14 protein-coding genes are annotated in these 17277 nt (G+C 46.4%); 8 read left to right on the plus strand and 6 right to left on the minus strand.

Features of this window, described 5'->3' with window-relative positions; all coding sequences use genetic code 11:
• Positions 1-8: 8 nt before the first annotated feature.
• Positions 9-521 (minus strand): hypothetical protein, encoded by a 513-nt coding sequence (locus LZG73_RS13565; protein WP_233850307.1) that lies wholly within the window; start codon positions 519-521, stop codon positions 9-11.
• 397 nt (positions 522-918) lie between these two features.
• Between LZG73_RS13565 and LZG73_RS13570 the strand changes: the two genes are divergently transcribed.
• Positions 919-1290 (plus strand): hypothetical protein, encoded by a 372-nt coding sequence (locus LZG73_RS13570; protein WP_233850309.1) that lies wholly within the window; start codon positions 919-921, stop codon positions 1288-1290.
• Positions 1291-1388: 98 nt separating this feature from the next.
• Here the strand turns inward: LZG73_RS13570 and LZG73_RS13575 are convergent, their stop codons facing one another.
• From LZG73_RS13575 to LZG73_RS13595, 5 genes are all read right to left on the minus strand, one after another.
• Positions 1389-3167, minus strand: a complete 1779-nt coding sequence (locus LZG73_RS13575) for a RagB/SusD family nutrient uptake outer membrane protein (RefSeq protein ID WP_233850324.1) — start codon at positions 3165-3167, stop codon at positions 1389-1391.
• 18 nt (positions 3168-3185) lie between these two features.
• Positions 3186-6704, minus strand: a complete 3519-nt coding sequence (locus tag LZG73_RS13580) for a TonB-dependent receptor (RefSeq protein ID WP_233850326.1) — start codon at positions 6702-6704, stop codon at positions 3186-3188.
• 214 nt (positions 6705-6918) lie between these two features.
• Complete coding sequence (locus LZG73_RS13585) at positions 6919-7893, minus strand: FecR family protein (RefSeq protein WP_233850328.1); 975 nt, start codon at positions 7891-7893, stop codon at positions 6919-6921.
• 97 nt (positions 7894-7990) lie between these two features.
• Positions 7991-8575: an RNA polymerase sigma factor gene (locus tag LZG73_RS13590; protein WP_233850330.1), complete on the minus strand. Its 585-nt coding sequence runs from the start codon at positions 8573-8575 to the stop codon at positions 7991-7993.
• A 232-nt stretch (positions 8576-8807) separates the two neighbouring features.
• On the minus strand, positions 8808-9809 hold the full coding sequence (locus LZG73_RS13595) for an aldo/keto reductase (RefSeq protein ID WP_233850332.1): 1002 nt from the start codon (positions 9807-9809) through the stop codon (positions 8808-8810).
• A gap of 221 nt (positions 9810-10030) precedes the next feature.
• Here LZG73_RS13595 and LZG73_RS13600 point away from each other — a divergent pair, with 221 nt between their 5' ends.
• The 7 genes from LZG73_RS13600 (at position 10031) to LZG73_RS13630 (ending at position 17234) form a co-directional block, all read left to right on the plus strand.
• Positions 10031-10840, plus strand: a complete 810-nt coding sequence (locus LZG73_RS13600) for an isocitrate lyase/phosphoenolpyruvate mutase family protein (RefSeq protein ID WP_233850334.1) — start codon at positions 10031-10033, stop codon at positions 10838-10840.
• Between the two features lie 123 nt (positions 10841-10963).
• A complete protein-coding gene (locus LZG73_RS13605; RefSeq protein WP_233850336.1) occupies positions 10964-11539 on the plus strand; it encodes a helix-turn-helix domain-containing protein in 576 nt (191 codons plus the stop codon).
• A gap of 207 nt (positions 11540-11746) precedes the next feature.
• Positions 11747-12457, plus strand: coding sequence for an HAD-IA family hydrolase (locus LZG73_RS13610; RefSeq protein ID WP_233850338.1), 711 nt, complete (start codon positions 11747-11749; stop codon positions 12455-12457).
• Positions 12458-12478: 21 nt separating this feature from the next.
• Positions 12479-13609, plus strand: a complete 1131-nt coding sequence (locus tag LZG73_RS13615) for a TIGR03364 family FAD-dependent oxidoreductase (protein ID WP_233850347.1) — start codon at positions 12479-12481, stop codon at positions 13607-13609.
• Positions 13610-13620: 11 nt separating this feature from the next.
• Complete coding sequence (locus LZG73_RS13620) at positions 13621-14562, plus strand: alkaline phosphatase (RefSeq protein WP_233850349.1); 942 nt, start codon at positions 13621-13623, stop codon at positions 14560-14562.
• Entirely contained in the window at positions 14559-15914 is a 1356-nt protein-coding gene (locus LZG73_RS13625; RefSeq protein ID WP_233850351.1) for an aspartate aminotransferase family protein, read from the plus strand. Before LZG73_RS13620 ends, LZG73_RS13625 begins: the two co-directional genes overlap by 4 nt.
• 18 nt (positions 15915-15932) lie before the next feature.
• The gene (locus tag LZG73_RS13630; protein ID WP_233850353.1) at positions 15933-17234 is read left to right on the plus strand and encodes a DUF5690 family protein; all 1302 of its coding nucleotides are present in this window, start codon (positions 15933-15935) and stop codon (positions 17232-17234) included.
• Positions 17235-17277: the final 43 nt, after the last annotated feature.

A 17277-nucleotide genomic window follows, 5' to 3' on the forward strand; every position in this document is an offset into this window, starting at 1 on the left:
CGCGCTGCTTACTTTCTCACAGGCTTCAAACCTTTCATGGCTTTGAGTCCGATTGCGGGCATTTTGACCGGAGGCGTCAGCAATTTTGACTCCTGTTCCGGTTCAATGTGTTTTTTCACGCCTGCTAAATATCGCTCCACAATGAATGCTTCTTCCCGCTCAAACTGAATCGAGGGCTCGTTCATATAGTCTGAAAGGTCATATAGTTTTTTGTGAAAAATCGCTTCTTCCAGGTTTCCATTGAAGTGATAATCATTCTGAAATCCATTGTCAAATTTGAAAACAATCGGTGTTCCGGCATTTGCAACCAGGCTCGCTGGCGCTCCTGTCAATGTGATCGGAATGTATGTTTTCTTGTCGTAAATAAATCCGCCGTGATTTTTCTTGATGTGTTCCCGCATATTTCGCGGCGTATCGCCCACAAAAAGCACATCCGCAAGCAAGATCATTGCCGCAGCATTAAATTGCGCAGTCGTTTCGATTACAGGGAGTGTTGAAATGCGGATTGGGTGGTTTGTCATCGAATATATATTGGAAAAGATAGAGTACGGTCTGCGAAAACAGCTTTTTATTTACCAAATATAACAGATTCAGGATTCGCTCGGTTTTTCCGCTTCCCTCCAGACGGGGTGAATGTCCTCGAACTGCTAATGCGCTAAATACATCTAAGTAAGCAGATCAACTCTGAACACTTCCTATAACGTGTCCAGTTTTCGGCTAAAACTGGACATGAGGCTAAAATCTGTCCATTTTTTAAACATATTAATGACACATGTTCAGTTTTTATTTAAAATTGGTCGTGTTAGATGATTTGTTTGGAAACAGGTGAAGTGAAATACAAGGCTGGCATGATAATGATCGTTTTTTCGCATTAATTACGCGTTCCAAGCACTTTTGAAATTTATAATTAAAAGATCCATGACAGTTAAAACATACAGATTTATAGCATTACTAGGCGACGGCCGAGAGCGTTTCAGTGACAAAGCATTGGACGAAGAATGGCCCACCGAGCCCATCGTCATTGATGCATTCGGCTTTTCGGACGTTTATCGATATTCGGGCGTCGTCTTTTTGAATGAAGAATGGTTTGCGAAATACAGTAAAAACTGGCGCACCAGCACAACTCAAATTGACGATCTCCTTGTTAATTTGATCAAATACACAGCCAAAGACGCTGAATCTGAAAACCTTTCAAAAATCAAAGCTTACCTGGCCTCGCCGCCGGAAACATTGGAAGGAGCACTCGAAGTCTGGAAAGGATTTTATGATCCGGAGTTGAAGGTGATTTGAAATGAGGATGAAGTTTGATTCTATTTGACAATCCCAAAACAACATTGCCCCGGGCTTAAGCCCGGGGCAATGTTGTTTTGGGATGAAATCAAAATTTATCAATTATATCCAGGATTCTGCTTCAACATGGCAGCTCCGTTCACTACACTCATATCGATCTGATATTGTGGGATGGGGAAATAGTTGTTTTTGCCGCTAGTGAATTTTCCTCCCGCGAGGTCGGTGGTGACTTTGGATTCGTAGCCGAAGAAGCTGTTGAGGGTTTTCTCGGCGGTTCCCCAACGAACCAGGTCGAAGAAGCGGTGGCCTTCCATGGCTAGTTCAATGCTGCGTTCGAAATAGATGGCTTTCAACACATTATCCTTGCCTTTTGCGGCTAATGAACCTGTTGGATAAGGTTTTATAACGTAGTTTGCGGCTGGTGTTGTGGAAAAGCCGGCTAGCGGGTTTTTGTTATCAATATATTTGTAAAGCCAACCGGTTTTGTCTGCTGCCCTCGTTCTTACGCGGTTTAAGTATTCCTCGGCTTTGGCCAGACTTCCTGCATTGGCTTCCGCCTCAGCCGCCATCAAAAGCACATCCGCAAAACGAATCACTAGCACATTAATGGCGTTTCCAGGCGCCCAGGAGCTTAAATCTGCATAGAGATCCTGCGTTTTTTGCCTGTGAATGTTCTTCTTCGGTGCATACGGACCGCCATAACGCTGGTCGCGGACCCAGTTCATACCTGGGAATAAGCCCCAGTCGTGGTAAGGCACGTCGCGGCGACCTACCGTCCAGTCGAGGCGTGGGTCGAGCGGGCCTGCGTCTGCTGCGAATGTTGCGGAAGAGGCAACGCCAAGGTCATTTTTTACGGCGTGACTGTTGAAGTCATCCACATAAGGCAACCCATTAGCATCTGTGCGATAGCTGTTTACGAGCATTTGCGACGGCTGGAAAAACCCGCAGCAGGCGAAGGGAGCGCCGGTTCCGTAAGGGAAATTGAGCATGCCACCCATGTTCGCGTTGGTAATGTCCAGAGTCCCGTCGTTGGCCACCATTTGAATTGCAAAAACAGATTCTGCATTGTTTTTAGTGGCTGCATCAAAATTGTCTTTGAACGAAACCAGGTCATATTTCAAACCATTAGAAGTCACGCCGCTGCTGATCACGGTTGCAAAAAGTGCTGCCGCTTCTGCATGTTTGCGCTGATACAAATAGGTTTTGGCAAGATAAGCGCCTGCTGCCCATTTGTTTGCGCGACCAACCAATGTCTGCGTTGCAGGCAGTTTCTCATAGGCAGCTTTGAAATCCGCCTCAATCATTGGCCAGATGTCCTTATCGTTCGGCTGGTTAAAATCCGTGGTGTTTTCATCGATCCACGGCACCATATTCCACATTTTTTTCAACTCAAAATAATAATGCGCACGAAGGAAAAGCGCTTGTCCTTCAATGTTCGCTTTATTGGCTTCGGGAAGGTCTGTTGCTAATTTCAGCACTTTCAAAACCGCATTGGCGCGTGAAACGCCTTCGTAAAGCGCACGCCATTTGGTGTTAAAAAAACCGTTATCCGCACCCGAAGCGAATGTTGCAATGGCATTAATTGGCGTTTGGTCACCGCCATCACTGCCTTTGTGCGCGTCGCCGCCTGGGATGGAGCCGTAAACCCAGTTATCCGGTGGCGCTTCCCAGCCGCTTCCACCATTAAAATCACCTTGTCCGTCCAGGGCAGCATAGGCGCCGGTGAGCAACCCGTCAACGCCTTTTTGGTTGGATAACACTTCGTCGCCCAGCGCACCTTGCACGGGTTTGTCCAAAAAATCGTCCTTGCAAGCCTGAAAAACCGGAAGGCTGGCCGTCAGACAGAGCACAATAATATATCGAAATCCCTTTTTCATGTCAGTCTCAGGTAAATGTTAAAAAGTAAGGTTAAGGCCCACTGTGTATTGTTTTGAAGAAGGATAGGAGCCCTCGTCAATGCCAAAAACGGTCGGGTTGCCATCCGCATTTCTGCTTACTTCGGGATCGAGGCCGGAATAACCTGTTAATGTGAACAAGTTCGTGGCCTGCACGTAAATCCTGAATTGCTGTGTTTTGATTTTTTTCAAAAACGCAGGCGCAAATGTGTAACCCAGCTGAATGTTCTTCGCACGCAGGTAAGAACCATCCTCTACGAAATAAGAGTTGGGAACATTAATGGTGCTGAAAGAACTTGAATTTTCCTGAATAGGCGCTTTTGCATTGTGGTTTTCAGGCGTCCAGGAATTGTAAAGCGCCGTTTGGCTCTTCGCTCCTGATCTTGACGAGTTGAAATCACTCCACCAAAGTGTCTGGTTCCAGATCTGATTTCCCTGAACGCCGTAAAGGAACAGGCTGAAATCAAATTGTTTGTAATTAAATCCAAGATTCAAACCATAGCTGAAATCAGGATTTGGATTGCCCAAAATCGTGCGGTCAGCCGCTGTGATCTGTCCGTCGCCGTTCGTATTTTGGTAACGGAAACGTCCCAATGCAGCGCCATCCTGAAACACAGAATTTTCGTCGCCCGTTTGCGCAACAGCCTGTGCATTGGCAGCCTCAATTTCCTCCTGAGAATTCCAGAAGCCAATCACTTTATAACCAAAAAACTGTCCGATCGAATTGCCAACCTGATTCCTAACAATAGAATGTCCGTCAAATCCGCGGCCTTCCAAATCGAAATAATTGGTGCTGTTGGTCACTTTCAAAATCTTGTTATTGTAAGTCGTGAAAGTTGCTGTTGCATTCAGTTTCAGATCGCGGCCAATGTCAAAGCGGGAAGTGATCTGTAAATCGATCCCTTTGTTCTTCATTTGAGCAATGTTCACAAACGGAACTTGTCCGCCGCCAGCTGTTCCGATCAACGTTGGATTGTACAAAAGATCTTTAACATCTTTGATATAATAATCCGCAATCACGTCCAGTCTGCCTTTGAAGAATGTGGCATCGATACCAAAGTTTGTACTGATGTTTTTCTCCCAAACCGCGTCTGGATTCCCAATCTGGCTTTTTTCAAAACCTTCCAACGCACCCGACCCGCTTGTGCCGGAAAGGTCATAGTAAGAACTTCTGCGATTGGAGCCGTAAGTCGTGAATGCATTCCCGGACCGCACATTGATCTGGTTACCCATGATCCCGTAGTTTGCACGCAGTTTCAGGTCGTCGAGCCAGGTGATTCCTTTCATGAAATCCTCCTGCGAAACGCGCCATCCCGCACTCACGGCCGGAAAAAGGCCGTATCTTTTATTGATAAATTTCGAGGAACCATCCCGACGGATAACCGCGCCAAAAAGATATTTATCATTATAAATGTAATCCAAACGGCCTATCAATGAGAACAATGCATCGGCTGATCGGCTGCTCGAATTACTCCGCGTGCCCGAGCCAGTTCCCAAATTCATGTAATTCGGATCGAAGGAGAAATAGCCCTGTGTGTCGCCGCCTATATCGTAACTCTTGCCATTATACGCTTCTGTTCCAGCAACCACGGTAAGATCGTGCTTTTGGAAGTTTTTATGAAAGGTTACAAGGTTGGTCCAGGTCCAGTTGAAGCCTGAGTAAGCGCCTTCGGAATAAGTGTTCGTGTTGCTGTTTTCTTTGTTTTCGTAAGTTGGGAAATTGAAAGAATTCCAGCGACCTGAATAATTTTCGCCACCGAAGCTTGTCCGCAAAGTAAAGTAATTGAACAAATCAACCTCTGCGAACACATTACCAAACAAGCGATTGTCCAAACCTTTGTTATAACGTGTACGATCCCGCATGGCAACCGGGTTAAATGCATCGCCCATGCCAGCCGCACGGCTCCCAGCATAATTGCCCATAATGTCGCGAACGGGAATGATCGGCTGCATACGGAACGAGAATGCAATGGCCGATCCGCCGTCAGAAAGCGCACTTTTTGGGTTATCAGAAACAGAAAAAGCAAGATTTTCTCCGATCCTGATATGCTTGCCAATATTATACTGACTGTTTGAACGCAATGTGTAGCGTTTCAGATAAGTGTTGGTTAATGCGCCTTTTTGGTTAAAATAATTCAAAGAGAAAAGATAGCTTCCCTGATCGCTTCCGCCACTTATCGAAACATTATGGCTCGTTGAAGGCGCGCGTTTGAAGATCTCGTGAAACCAGTCCGTGCCTTCTTTGTTGGCTTTTACGATCTGATTGAATTTGTTAAAATCATCCACCGAAGTGTATTCCGGATTGACATAATAAAGGTCTGGATTTGTGCCCGGATCGCCTTCTTTCGCGCCTGTTGGCAAAATATAATCCGGCAAAACCGGATTTGGGCCCGATCCGTATTGATCGTCACCAACGGTCGCACCTTCATTGCGCTGCACCTGGAACTTCAATTGCGCTTGTTCCATCGGCGACAATGTGTTCCAAACATTGCCTTTTGGCGGCGTTTGCATGCCATACCAGGCGCTGTAACTTACCTTAACCTTGTCTTTCCCTTTTTTCGTTGTGATAATGATCACCCCGTTCGCGGCGCGGGAGCCATAAATGGAAGCCGAACCGGCATCTTTCAAAACCTGCATGGAAGCAATGTCGTTGCTGTTCAAGTCGGCGATGGAAGTTGTAGGGACGCCGTCAACCACATATAATGGCGAGTTGTTTCCGAATGTGTTCAAGCCGCGGATGCGCACCTGCGGCGTTTCGCCAGGCTGGCCCGAGCCGATAATGGTCACTCCGGAAGCCCTTCCCTGCAACTGGTTAGCTACTTGTCCGTCAGGCGTTTGTTTCAATTGCTCCACATCCACAACGGACACGGCACCGATCAAATCCTTTTTGCGCTGCGCGCCATAACCCGTTACAACCAGCTCTGAAAGCGTAGAAACATCGGGCAAAAGCTTGATGTCCACCGTCGTGCGCGAGCCAACCATGGATTCCTGCGCTGTAAATCCAATAAAACTAAAAATCAAAATGGACTCATCGCCGGCCACATTAATGGTGTAATTTCCGTCCAGATCCGTCATCGTTCCGTCGTTCGTTCCTTTGACGCGGATCGCAACGGAAGGCAATGCTTCGCCTTTGTCGTCTGTAACCTTGCCCTTAACAGGCCGCAGCAAATATTGCGACTGGATTTCGGCAGCCTCGCGCTCCATTTCCAGCCTGGTCTTTTCCGTCACACCGATCATTTTGCCTACCTGCCTGAATTCGAGCGAAGTTTGCTTTTCGATCATTTTCAGGATTTCCGGCACGGGCATGCCCATGGCGTAAAGCGTGATCTGCGGCGCATTGCGAACGAGCTTTTCGTCGAAGGCGAATGTGACGCCGGTCTGCTGTTCAATTTGTTTGAAGACAGTCTTCACTCTCGACTGCCGCACATCCATATTGACGTGCTGAGCCTCGCTTGTGCCGGCCATCAAAAGGGCCGCAGTCAGCATGTTAATGCCCAAAATAAGCGTCGAAATGCGCATAAATTTTTTAAATAAGGGGAGTCCCTTATGGTAATAATTCACCATATTTGTTTGATGTTTAATGGTTAAGCTGTTAAACCGCGCCCTTTCTGACTATTGATGGTTCGAAGCATTGCATAGCAGAGGGACATTCATTTCCGGGGACATTCGCAGTGTTCCCGGTTTCTGTTTTGAGCCCGCCTTCCTGGAAAGCCAGCTACATTTTCTAGGGTTTTTATTTTATTACAATCGTGCTGTCGTTTAATTGTGAGTAATCGAATTTTTTGGAAAAGCCCAACACTTTCAACACGTCGCCAATGGGCTGATCGTCGAGGGTCAGGGATATTTTTTCAGCGGATAAATCGGTCTTTTCAATGACAATGTGCTGCTTGTATTTTCTTTCCAATGCGTGAAAAACTTCGGATAATAATTCATCTTCAAACACCATCCGGTTGTCTTTCCAGGGTGCAATGGCAGGCTTACTGATCTCACTGACATAGATTTCCGCATTTTTTTCAGGGACAACTGCCTGTTCTGCTGGCAACAACATCAATGCGGGACGCTCCGGTTTATCGCGGATCGTTACGCCCACTTTTCCCGTTTTTACGGTCACTTTAATGTCCGGATCATTATGGTAAGCCTTCACATCGAACGAAGTTCCAAGAACTGTAATGTTCAACGTTTTGGCATGGACAATGAACGGCTTATCGGACATGTGTTTTACGTCAAAAAATGCTTGTCCTTCTTTCAAAACAACTTCCCTCGTTTTTCCTGAAAATGCGCGCGGGTAGGAGAGGCTCGAACCGGCATTAAGCCAGATTAAAGAGCCGTCGGGTAGGGTGACTTTCAATGTCTTGCCCAATGGCGCGGTCACGAGCTTAATGCTTGTTTCGGCAGTTTCGTGATGATTGGTCCAAAAAATAAAACCCGCAATGACAAGCGCAGCAACGGCCGTGGACCAGGAAACAAGACGTTTGACCAATGTGAAATCGGGGGTTTTGCGCGTGGGCCGTTGCATGGCTTTCATATTTTGCAACATGCGATCCTTCATTTCGCTCGCCGTTTCAGGACTGCGCGTAAAGACTGTTTCCGTTTCGGGAATGTCCGCTTGCTGGCTGTCATACCATTTGTGCAATATCGCTTTTTCCTCTTCGGAGGCTGTCCCGTTGAGAAATTTCTCAGCAAGTTGTCTGATGTACGCTTGTGTCATTGCAAAGCAGATAAACCCTTTGCAATACATAGAGGGGAGAAGAAGGGGAAACCCCTTAGTTGTAAAATAAAAAATTTTAGATTTTTATCGAAGCGACTTATAATTTGGTAAAAAACAATAATTGCAGAAGAAGATGTGCGACGCCGCTCAGGTTGGATCGCACCATTTTCAATGCTTTGGTCAAATGTGCTTCGGCCGTTTTGGGGGAAATGTTGAGCTCTTCGCAAATGTCCGACAAGGACCTGTCCTGCAACTTATTATACTGAAAAACAAGCCGGCATTTTTCGGGAAGGCGGTTGGTGAGATTGGTGATGATCTCCAAAAGCAGTTTGTTCTCAATCTCCTGATCGATGGAAACCGAAGTTGCTGCGTGTAATTTGATCGTAGATTCCAGTTCCTGTTCTTGCTTGGATTTGGCCAGATAGCGATAAACCTCGTAGCGTAACATGGCCGCCAAATAAGGTTTCAGCGACTGGATTTCCAGCGTCTCGCGCTTCATCCAGAACAACATAAAAGTGTCCTGCGTAATCTCCTCGGCCACTTCGGCAGACTTCACCATGCGGTGAGCGGCATAAAAAAGCTTGTCCCAATGCCGGTTGTAAATTTCGTCAAATGCACCTTCCTCGCCCTCCTTCATCAAAGCGGCCAGCGCATCATCAGAAAAATTTTGAAAGTCAGTCATTGATCGTTTACAGTTGACAAGGTTTAGTATGCTTTACCAAATATAAAAGAAATAAACTATCAACAAATGGTGATTTAATAGAAATGCAATATTAAAAGTGGCTTACTGTGCCATAGGGAGGATTTTTTAACATTAATGCTGGGAATTGCAATATTTTATTTTGCGTAGTTCTCGGAGAAGACTTTCCAAGTTTTGGAAACTTGGAAAGTCTAGCGTTGCGCAATCGCAAAACTTAATGATTAACCAGTTTCATTGAACCTTCATTATAACGTTCTCCTGTGTTTGGAAAGCGGGCCACGAGTTCGTCAATCGCTGTAAGGTTAGCTGCGGAAAGCTCCACTTCGACTGCGCCGGCGTTCTCTTCCAGATATTTGCGCTTCTTCGTTCCGGGAATGGGAATAATGTCTTCGCCTTGCGCAAGCACCCATGCTAATGCGAGCTGTGCAGGAGAGCAATTTTTGCCGGCGGCGATTTCCGCAAATCCACTGACCAGTTTCGCATTGTTATCCGCATATTCCTGCTGGTAACGCGGCAATGTTCTGCGAAAATCGCTTTCAGCCAGCGCGTCGACTTGTAATGTTGCCGTCACAAGGCCGCGCGCGAGCGGAGAATAGGGAACCAATGATATTCCTAAGTCGCGCACCGTGCCCAGAATCTCCGATTCCACATCGCGCGTAATCACCGAATATTCGCTTTGCAATGCAGCGATCGGATGCACCGCATGCGCTTTGCGAATGGATGCAGCGGAGGCTTCGCTCAGCCCGAGATAGCGCACTTTCCCTTCCTTAACAAGCTCGCTCATCGCGCCTACCATTTCCTCAACAGGCACATTGGGGTCAACGCGATGCGCGTAATACAAATCAATGGTGTCGATTTTGAGTCTTTTCAAACTGTTTTCAACAGCCGTTTTCATCCATGCGGGCGAGCCGTCGAAATAGGTGCCGTTTGCATTCTTAGCATCGCCTGCATTTTCCTTGTAACGGAAACCGAATTTTGTGGCAATAAAAATCTTATCGCGGTTAGGCACAAGCACTTTGGAGATCAGCTCTTCATTCAGGCCATTGGCATACATGTCGGCCGTATCCCAAAAGTTAATGCCCAAATCGAGTGCTTTATGCAAAGTCGCAATGCTTTCCGCATCGTCCGTTGGGCCATAAGCGAAGCTCATGCCCATGCAGCCCAATCCAATGGCTGACAGTTTTTCGTTGGTCGTTCCCAGGTTTCTGAATTTCATGATTTTAATCGCTATTAAGTCGTCCAGTTTTGTATTGCTCGAAGTGAGCTTGGTTAAAGTTATAAATTTCAGCTCCGCGACTCTAAAAATATCCTTCCCAATGTTTGAGCGGCAGGATTGCTAAAAATGTAACATTGAATTGGACCACTGATAAAATTGAAAATGGATCATTTCAATAGTCCTGTTACTTGGTAAATTTGAGATAGTAAAATTTAAATGGAATGAAAACAAGAAGTACGCAATCTGAAAAGGCTGATTTACTCAAAAAACTGCATTATAGTAAGCAGATGCTTGTTTTACCCAATATTTGGGATGCTGCGGGTGCTGCACTGCTTGAAGAAGCTGGTTATCATGCTGTTGCCACTGCTAGCGCGGCTATTGCGCGCGCCAATGGTTTCCAGGATGGTGAAAAAATGCCGTTCGAGCAGGCCCTGAATGTGATTACCCAGATCGTGAATGCGGTTGAAGTGCCAGTGACCGCTGATATTGAGTCGGGTTATGCGATGGATTGGTCCGAACTGAAAAACAACATCCGCAAAGTGCTTGCAACGGGTGTTGCGGGAATTAACATTGAAGACAGTGACCCGAAAACCAATCAGCTGCTGCCAACAGAATGGCAGGTTGAACGCATCCGGTTAATCAGAAAAGTGGCTGAAAAAGCAGGCGTGCGACTGTTTATCAATGCCAGAACGGATGTTTTTCTAAAACCCAGTTCACTTTCAAATGAAGAAAAGCTGGAAGTCGCCTTGGAGCGTGGATGCGCTTATGCAGATGCAGGCGCGGACGGGATTTACCCGATTTTTGTCCAGGACGAAGCGGCCATTGCTGCGCTCGTCAATGAGTTTTCAGTTCCTGTAAACATATTAATAACGAAAGGAACGCCTGAGCTCCAAACGCTTCACAAACTGGGTGTGACCAGGGTAAGCTTCGGGCCGAATTTTCAAAAAGCAATGCTGTTAGCCATGAAAGCATCGTTGAAGCAAATGAAGGAAAATTTCAGGCACAGCCCCATTACAGGCTTGTTGACTTAATATTCCGAACTGCTCAGCATGCGCAAACTCCCGGTCCATGAGCCGGGAGTTTTTGTTTTATCCAAAAAATAAAAATAACCTTGTAGCATTATTTGAGGCAGCGCAATCATTTATTTCAGTGTCATGCAGGAAGACATTCTTTTTCAGATCAGCAATAAATTAAAGGAAGTCAGGAAGAATAAGGGCGTTACTTTGCAGGAAATTGCGGATGAAGCCGGGGTGACCAAAAGCCTCGTTTCGCAGATTGAAAACAGCCGCACAATTCCTTCGCTTCCCGTTATGCTCGGGCTCATTAAGGCGCTGGACATTGATTTGAATGTGTTTTTCAAAGACATTATTTCCACTGCTCCGGGCGATAATGTGCTCATTCGCCGCAAAGAAGATTATCAGCCTTTCACCAAAGAAAATGCGAAAGGCTTCTATTATCACCGCATTTTTAGCAAACAATTTAAGGATAACCACATTGACGTGGTCCTGCTCCGCCTCGAAAAAGACGCGAAACGTCCGATGGTGCGAACCAATGCTTATGAGTTCAAATATGTGCTCCAAGGCTCGGTTGAATATACAGTTGGGAAAAATAGATATGTCTTAAATCAGGGCGATTCCATGTTTTTCGATGCGAATGAGCTGCATAACCCCAAATGCGTCAACGGCGAGGAAGCATTGCTGCTCGTTATCTATTTCTTCAACGAGGCGTAACTTCCCCTTCGGTTTTGTCTAAATGTTAAATATTAATTAACATTTGCTTAACTTTATTTTTCACGCATATCGTTAGTTTTGTGGCTTAATTTAGACAATCAGGCAGCTAAATGCGCTTTTTGCAGCGTTTTCGGCCATTTACATATTGACAATCCGCGTAAATCCTCTATAATAAATTCAGTATTTGTTCACCAATTAATAAGCAAGATGTTAATAGAACTGGTTGTTTTTGACATGGCAGGAACCACTGTTAAGGACAAAAATTTTGTAGGAATAGCGTTTCAACAAGCGATGAAGTCGCAGGGTTACGATATTGCCATCGAGGATGTGAATCCATTGATGGGATATGAGAAGCCGCTGGCTATCAGGATGATGCTGGAAACTTTTGAAGCGGATCAAACAAAGATCACAGATGTGCTCGTCGATGGCATTCACAAGCATTTCGTGGACGGAATGATCCAGTTTTACAGCACAACACAGGAAATCGAGCCGTTGCCGCATGTGGAAGAAACATTTGCAACATTGCGCGAAGCGGGTGTGAAAATCGCTTTGAACACGGGTTTTTCAAGAGACATTGCAGATGTGATCGTTAGCCGACTGGGCTGGGCAGACAAAATCGATTGTCTGGTTGCCAGCGACGAAGTGCCTGCCGGCCGTCCGCATCCGGATATGATCAATAAAATAAAGGCTGAACTGAATATTACATCAGCAAAACACATTGCGAAAGTCGGTGATACTGAGGTCGATATCAATGAAGGAATCAATGCAGGCTGTCAATATGTGATCGGGATTACAACGGGCGCATTCACGGCCGAGGAATTGCTTCCATACAAACCGACGCACATCATCGACGACATTGCGGACGTGATCGCGATCATTTCAGAGAGTCCGGCTTATGCTGGCGACATTCATAAATAGCAAATTTTAACAGCACTAGGCATGAGTAAATCTGCTATTGTTATTGGAGCAGGCATTGTTGGATTGGCCACGGCAAGGGCTTTGGTGTCAAGAGGTTATCAGGTTACAGTCATTGAGCGTTCGTCCAAAGCGGTTGGCGCGTCCATCCGGAATTTTGGAATGGTGTGGCCCATCGGCCAGCCGGAAGGGACATTATATAACAGGGCATTAAAGGCCAAAAGCATCTGGAAAGAGGTTTTGACAGAGGCCAAATGCTGGTTTCACGAAGGCGGAAGCTTGCACATGGCTTACCAAAATGACGAACTGGAAGTCATCAAGCAGTTTGTAGAAGTGAGCAGTTACCGGCCTGTGAAAGTGCTGAATGCTGCTGAAACTTTGGCAAAATCGCCTGCGGTGAATGGAAATGGCTTGTTAGGCTCATTGTTTTCGGCGGACGAAATGATCGTCGATCCGAGGGAAGCGATTGCGGGCGTTGCGCGCTATTTGCAGGAAAAGTGGCAAGTTATTTTTCATTGGGACACAGCTATTTCCCAGATCAATTATCCCAATGTAACATCGGGCACGAGAAGCTGGGCTGCGGATGAAATCTTCGTTTGCAGCGGTCAGGATTTCGAAACATTGTATCCAGCTGAATTCGCAGCAGCGCCTTTGACCAAATGTAAATTGCAAATGCTCCGCCTCGAAGCGCAGCCCAATGATTGGAAGATCGGGCCGGCATTATGCGGCGGGCTTTCGCTGATCCATTATGACGGTTTCAAAGCCGCGCCTTCGTTGGCCGGTTTGAAGGCAAGATATCAGTTAGAATACAGCGAACAGCTCAAATGGGGCATTCACGTGATGGCCTCTCAAAACGGTCTGGGTGAAATTACAGTCGGCGATTCGCACGAATATGCGCTGACATTTGATCCGTTTGATCGAGAATTTATAAACAAAATGATCCTGGATTATCTGGGCACATTTGCGCAGTTCAAATCGCCCGCGGTTTCGTCGACCTGGAACGGGATCTATCCAAAAATGACCAATGGCAAAACTGAAATTGTATTGAAGCCGGAACAAGGCGTAACGATCATCAACGGACTCGGCGGAGCGGGCATGTCGCTCTCTTTCGGCCTTTGCGATGAGGTGATCAGCGGAACTTACAATGCATCCTAAACCCTTAATATATGTTGCTCAGATTTTCACTTCTCTTATCATTTGCGGCGTTTTCCAGCATTTGTTTTGGTCAAAAAGACAGGCCAAAAGGCATTGAACACGTGATTATTATCGGCGTCGACGGGCTTAGTCCGGATGGGATTAACAAGGGGAAATCGCCCGTGCTGCACGATATGATCGCCAACGGCAGCGTCAAATGGAATGTGCGCACCGTGCTCACTTCCGCCAGCAGCCAGAACTGGGCTTCGATGATCATGGGTGCGGGACCTGAGCAACATGGCATTATTAACAATGACTGGGAGCTCGACAAACACACTTTGCCGCCGATTGTGCAGGAAAAGGACGGACGATTTCCAACGATTTTCAGTATATTTCACAGAGCGAATCCGAAGGCTGAAATCGGCGTTGTGTATCATTGGGATGGTTTTGGGAGGTTATTTCAAAAAGATGCCGTCAATTACGACAAGCGTTTTGGAACAGAAGATTCAACCGCAACCGATTTTATCAACTATATCAAAACCAAAAAACCTGCATTGGGTTTCGTGCACTTTGACCATGTGGACCATGCCGGACATCACGGCGGCCACGGCTCGGACGAATATTATCAGTCTGTCGCCAAAGCTGATTCGATCATTGGGAAGATCCTTTCTGGCCTGAAAGACGCTGGCATAATGGACAAAACATTGGTCATTGTGTGGGCGGATCATGGCGGAGTGGGCAAAGGTCACGGCGGCGCAACGCCTCAGGAAGCTGAAATTGCCGGGATCTTTTATGGTAAGGATGTGAAAAAAGGTTATAAGATCGAGCAGGAAGTTTACACTTATGACCTTGCATCGACGATTGCATTTGTGTTAGGCGTTCAGCAACCCTACGCCTGGATCGGCCGACCGGTGAAACCTGCTTTTGAAGGTTTGAAAGAGCCGGAAAATCTTTGGAAAGGAGAAAGTAAATGACCACGCACAACAGAACCGAGGGAGACATTAACTTATCCGACGCGCGCCGGGAATGGTATGCCGTGATGAGCGATCCGGAAACGGTTGCTTATCTGGAAGAAGATGCGGAATATTTCCTGCATCAGTCTTTGTCAACGCCTTGTCTGGATGTGCTGGCTTCGTGTGAAGGCATTTATTTAACTGACATTCAAGGCAAACGTTACATGGATTTCCATGGAAATAATGTGCATCAGCTCGGTTATAAGAATCCATTTATCATTGAAAAAATAAAAGAGCAGCTGGATATTCTGCCCTTTTCGCCCAGACGTTACACCAATGTTCCCGCCATTGAGCTTGCTAAAACGCTGGGAAATTTGCTTCCCGGAGACCTTAACCGCGTACTTTTTGCTCCCGGCGGCACTTCGGCGATTAGTATGGCGCTTAAATTGGCCAGAATTGTGACCGGAAAACATAAAGTCGTTTCGCTTTGGGACTCATTTCACGGCGCTTCGCTGGATGCTATTTCAGCTGGCGGTGAGCTCGATTTTCGAAAGGATATGGGTCCGCTTATGCCTGGCGTTGAGCGCATCCCGCCGCCTATGACTTACCGCGGACCATTTTCCGCATCAGGCCATGGTGACCTGCCTTATGCAGATTATCTGGAATATGTGATTGAAAAAGAAGGCGACATAGGGGCTTTTTTAATTGAAACTATAAGAAATACCGACGTTCAGATTCCTTCGCAGGCTTACTGGAACAGAGTGCGCGAAATATGCACAAAGCATAAAGTTCTGCTAATCCTGGACGAGATCCCGATTGCATTTGGGCGGACAGGAAAAATGTTTGCATTTGAACATTATAACATTGAACCGGACATTATTTGTCTGGGAAAAGGCCTGGGCGGAGGCGTGATGCCAATGGCCGCCATTGTTGCGCGTGAGTCGTATAATGTTGCCCAAAGTGTTTCGCTGGGGCATTTTACACATGAGAAAAGTCCGCTGGGGAGCGTGGCCGCATTGGCAATGCTCGACTATATGGAGCAAAATCAGATCCTCGAAAAAGTGCAGGAAGATGCCGTTTTCATGGCAGCTGAGCTACAAAAACTACAAGATAAATTTTCATTGATCGGAGACGTAAGAGGCGTTGGATTATTGTGGGGAATTGAGTTAGTAAGAAGCAAAGACACCAAGGAAAAAGCCGTAAAGGAAGCAGAAATTGTGATGTATGAGTGCCTCAAAAATGGTTTGAGTTTCAAAGTTTCGCAAGGAAATGTGCTGCAATTGTCACCGCCGCTGATCATTAGTCGCGAGCAGTTGCGCGAAGCCTTGGGAATTCTTGAAAACGCCCTTGAGAAAGCCTCCGTCTTTGTGTAATTCATAAAAACCGGTGATATGCGTTTACAAAAAGCATTGCAGCGTTCCAACGCGCTGTTCATTGCCTGGGCCGTCATTGCCTCATTTGGAGCTTATTTTTGCATGTATGCCTTCCGAAAACCCTTCAATGCGGGTCTTTATCAGGGACTTGAACTGGGCGATGTCAGCTACAAAGCAGTCCTGATCATTGCGCAGGTTGCGGGTTACACGCTTTCCAAATTTGCGGGCATTAAGGTCATTTCAGAGTTGAAGCACAGCTCCCGGATCAAGCTTATTCTTTCTTTAATCCTTATTGCTGAAATCGCATTGCTTTTCTTCGGACTTGTTCCTTACCCTTACAATTTTATCTTCCTGTTTATCAATGGCCTGCCCCTGGGCATGGTTTATGGCGTTGTTTTCAGCTTTCTGGAAGGGCGCAGGTTTACGGAAATGCTTGCTATGGGGCTGAATATCAGTGTTGTGGTGGCTTCCGGGATCTTGAAAACCATTTACATTGAACTCCACACCATGCTTCCAGGCATTTCGGAATTCTGGATGCCGGTGTTTATGGGCGCATTGTTCCTGCCGTTTTTCTGCTTTTTTGTATGGATGCTTTCGGTTATTCCAAAACCCACGCAGGAAGACATTCAGCTGCGTACCGAGCGGAAGCCGATGACGAGAGAGGATAAGCGAGTTGTTATGGCGCAATTTGGCTTTCCGATCGTTTGTCTGGTCGTTTTCTACGCAACGCTTGTCGTATTGCGCGATTTCAGGGACAATTTTACCATTGAAATATGGAACGAGATCGATGCAAATTGGGGAAGCAGCGTTTTCACGACAACGGAAATGATCACCGGAGTTGTGGTGCTCGTGATTATCGGCAGTCTGGCTTTTGTACGGGACAACGTCAAGGGTTTCCGCCTTACCAACCTGATCCTGTTCTCCTCTATTTTCCTGATGGGCGCTGGGACTTTCCTGTTTCAGCAAGGGAAAATCAATGGCTTTTACTGGATGCTGATGGTCGGATTGGGGACATTTTTGGCTTACACCATTTTGCAAACAGTTGTTTTTGAGCGGATGATCGCGCTTTTCAGGATGAAAGCCAATGCTGGTTTCTTCGTTTATATCTGCGAAAGCATTGGTTATCTTGGAAGTGTAGCGCTGCTGCTTTACAAGGAGTTTTTCATGAAGGACCTCAGCTGGTCCAAAGTGCTGATGCAGTTTACCTATATTCAATTTTTCCTCGGCTTTGTGCTCCTCGCATTCAGCAATATTTATCTTGAAAAAATCAGGACATCGCGCGAGCAGAAAGCAGACGATTCGAGCCTGGCCGCTGCCTGATTTCGGAAACTGCTTTTCAAAAGACACAAAAAAAGGAGAACTA

The organism is Dyadobacter sp. CY326, assembly GCF_021390515.1.
Taxonomy (GTDB): domain Bacteria; phylum Bacteroidota; class Bacteroidia; order Cytophagales; family Spirosomataceae; genus Dyadobacter.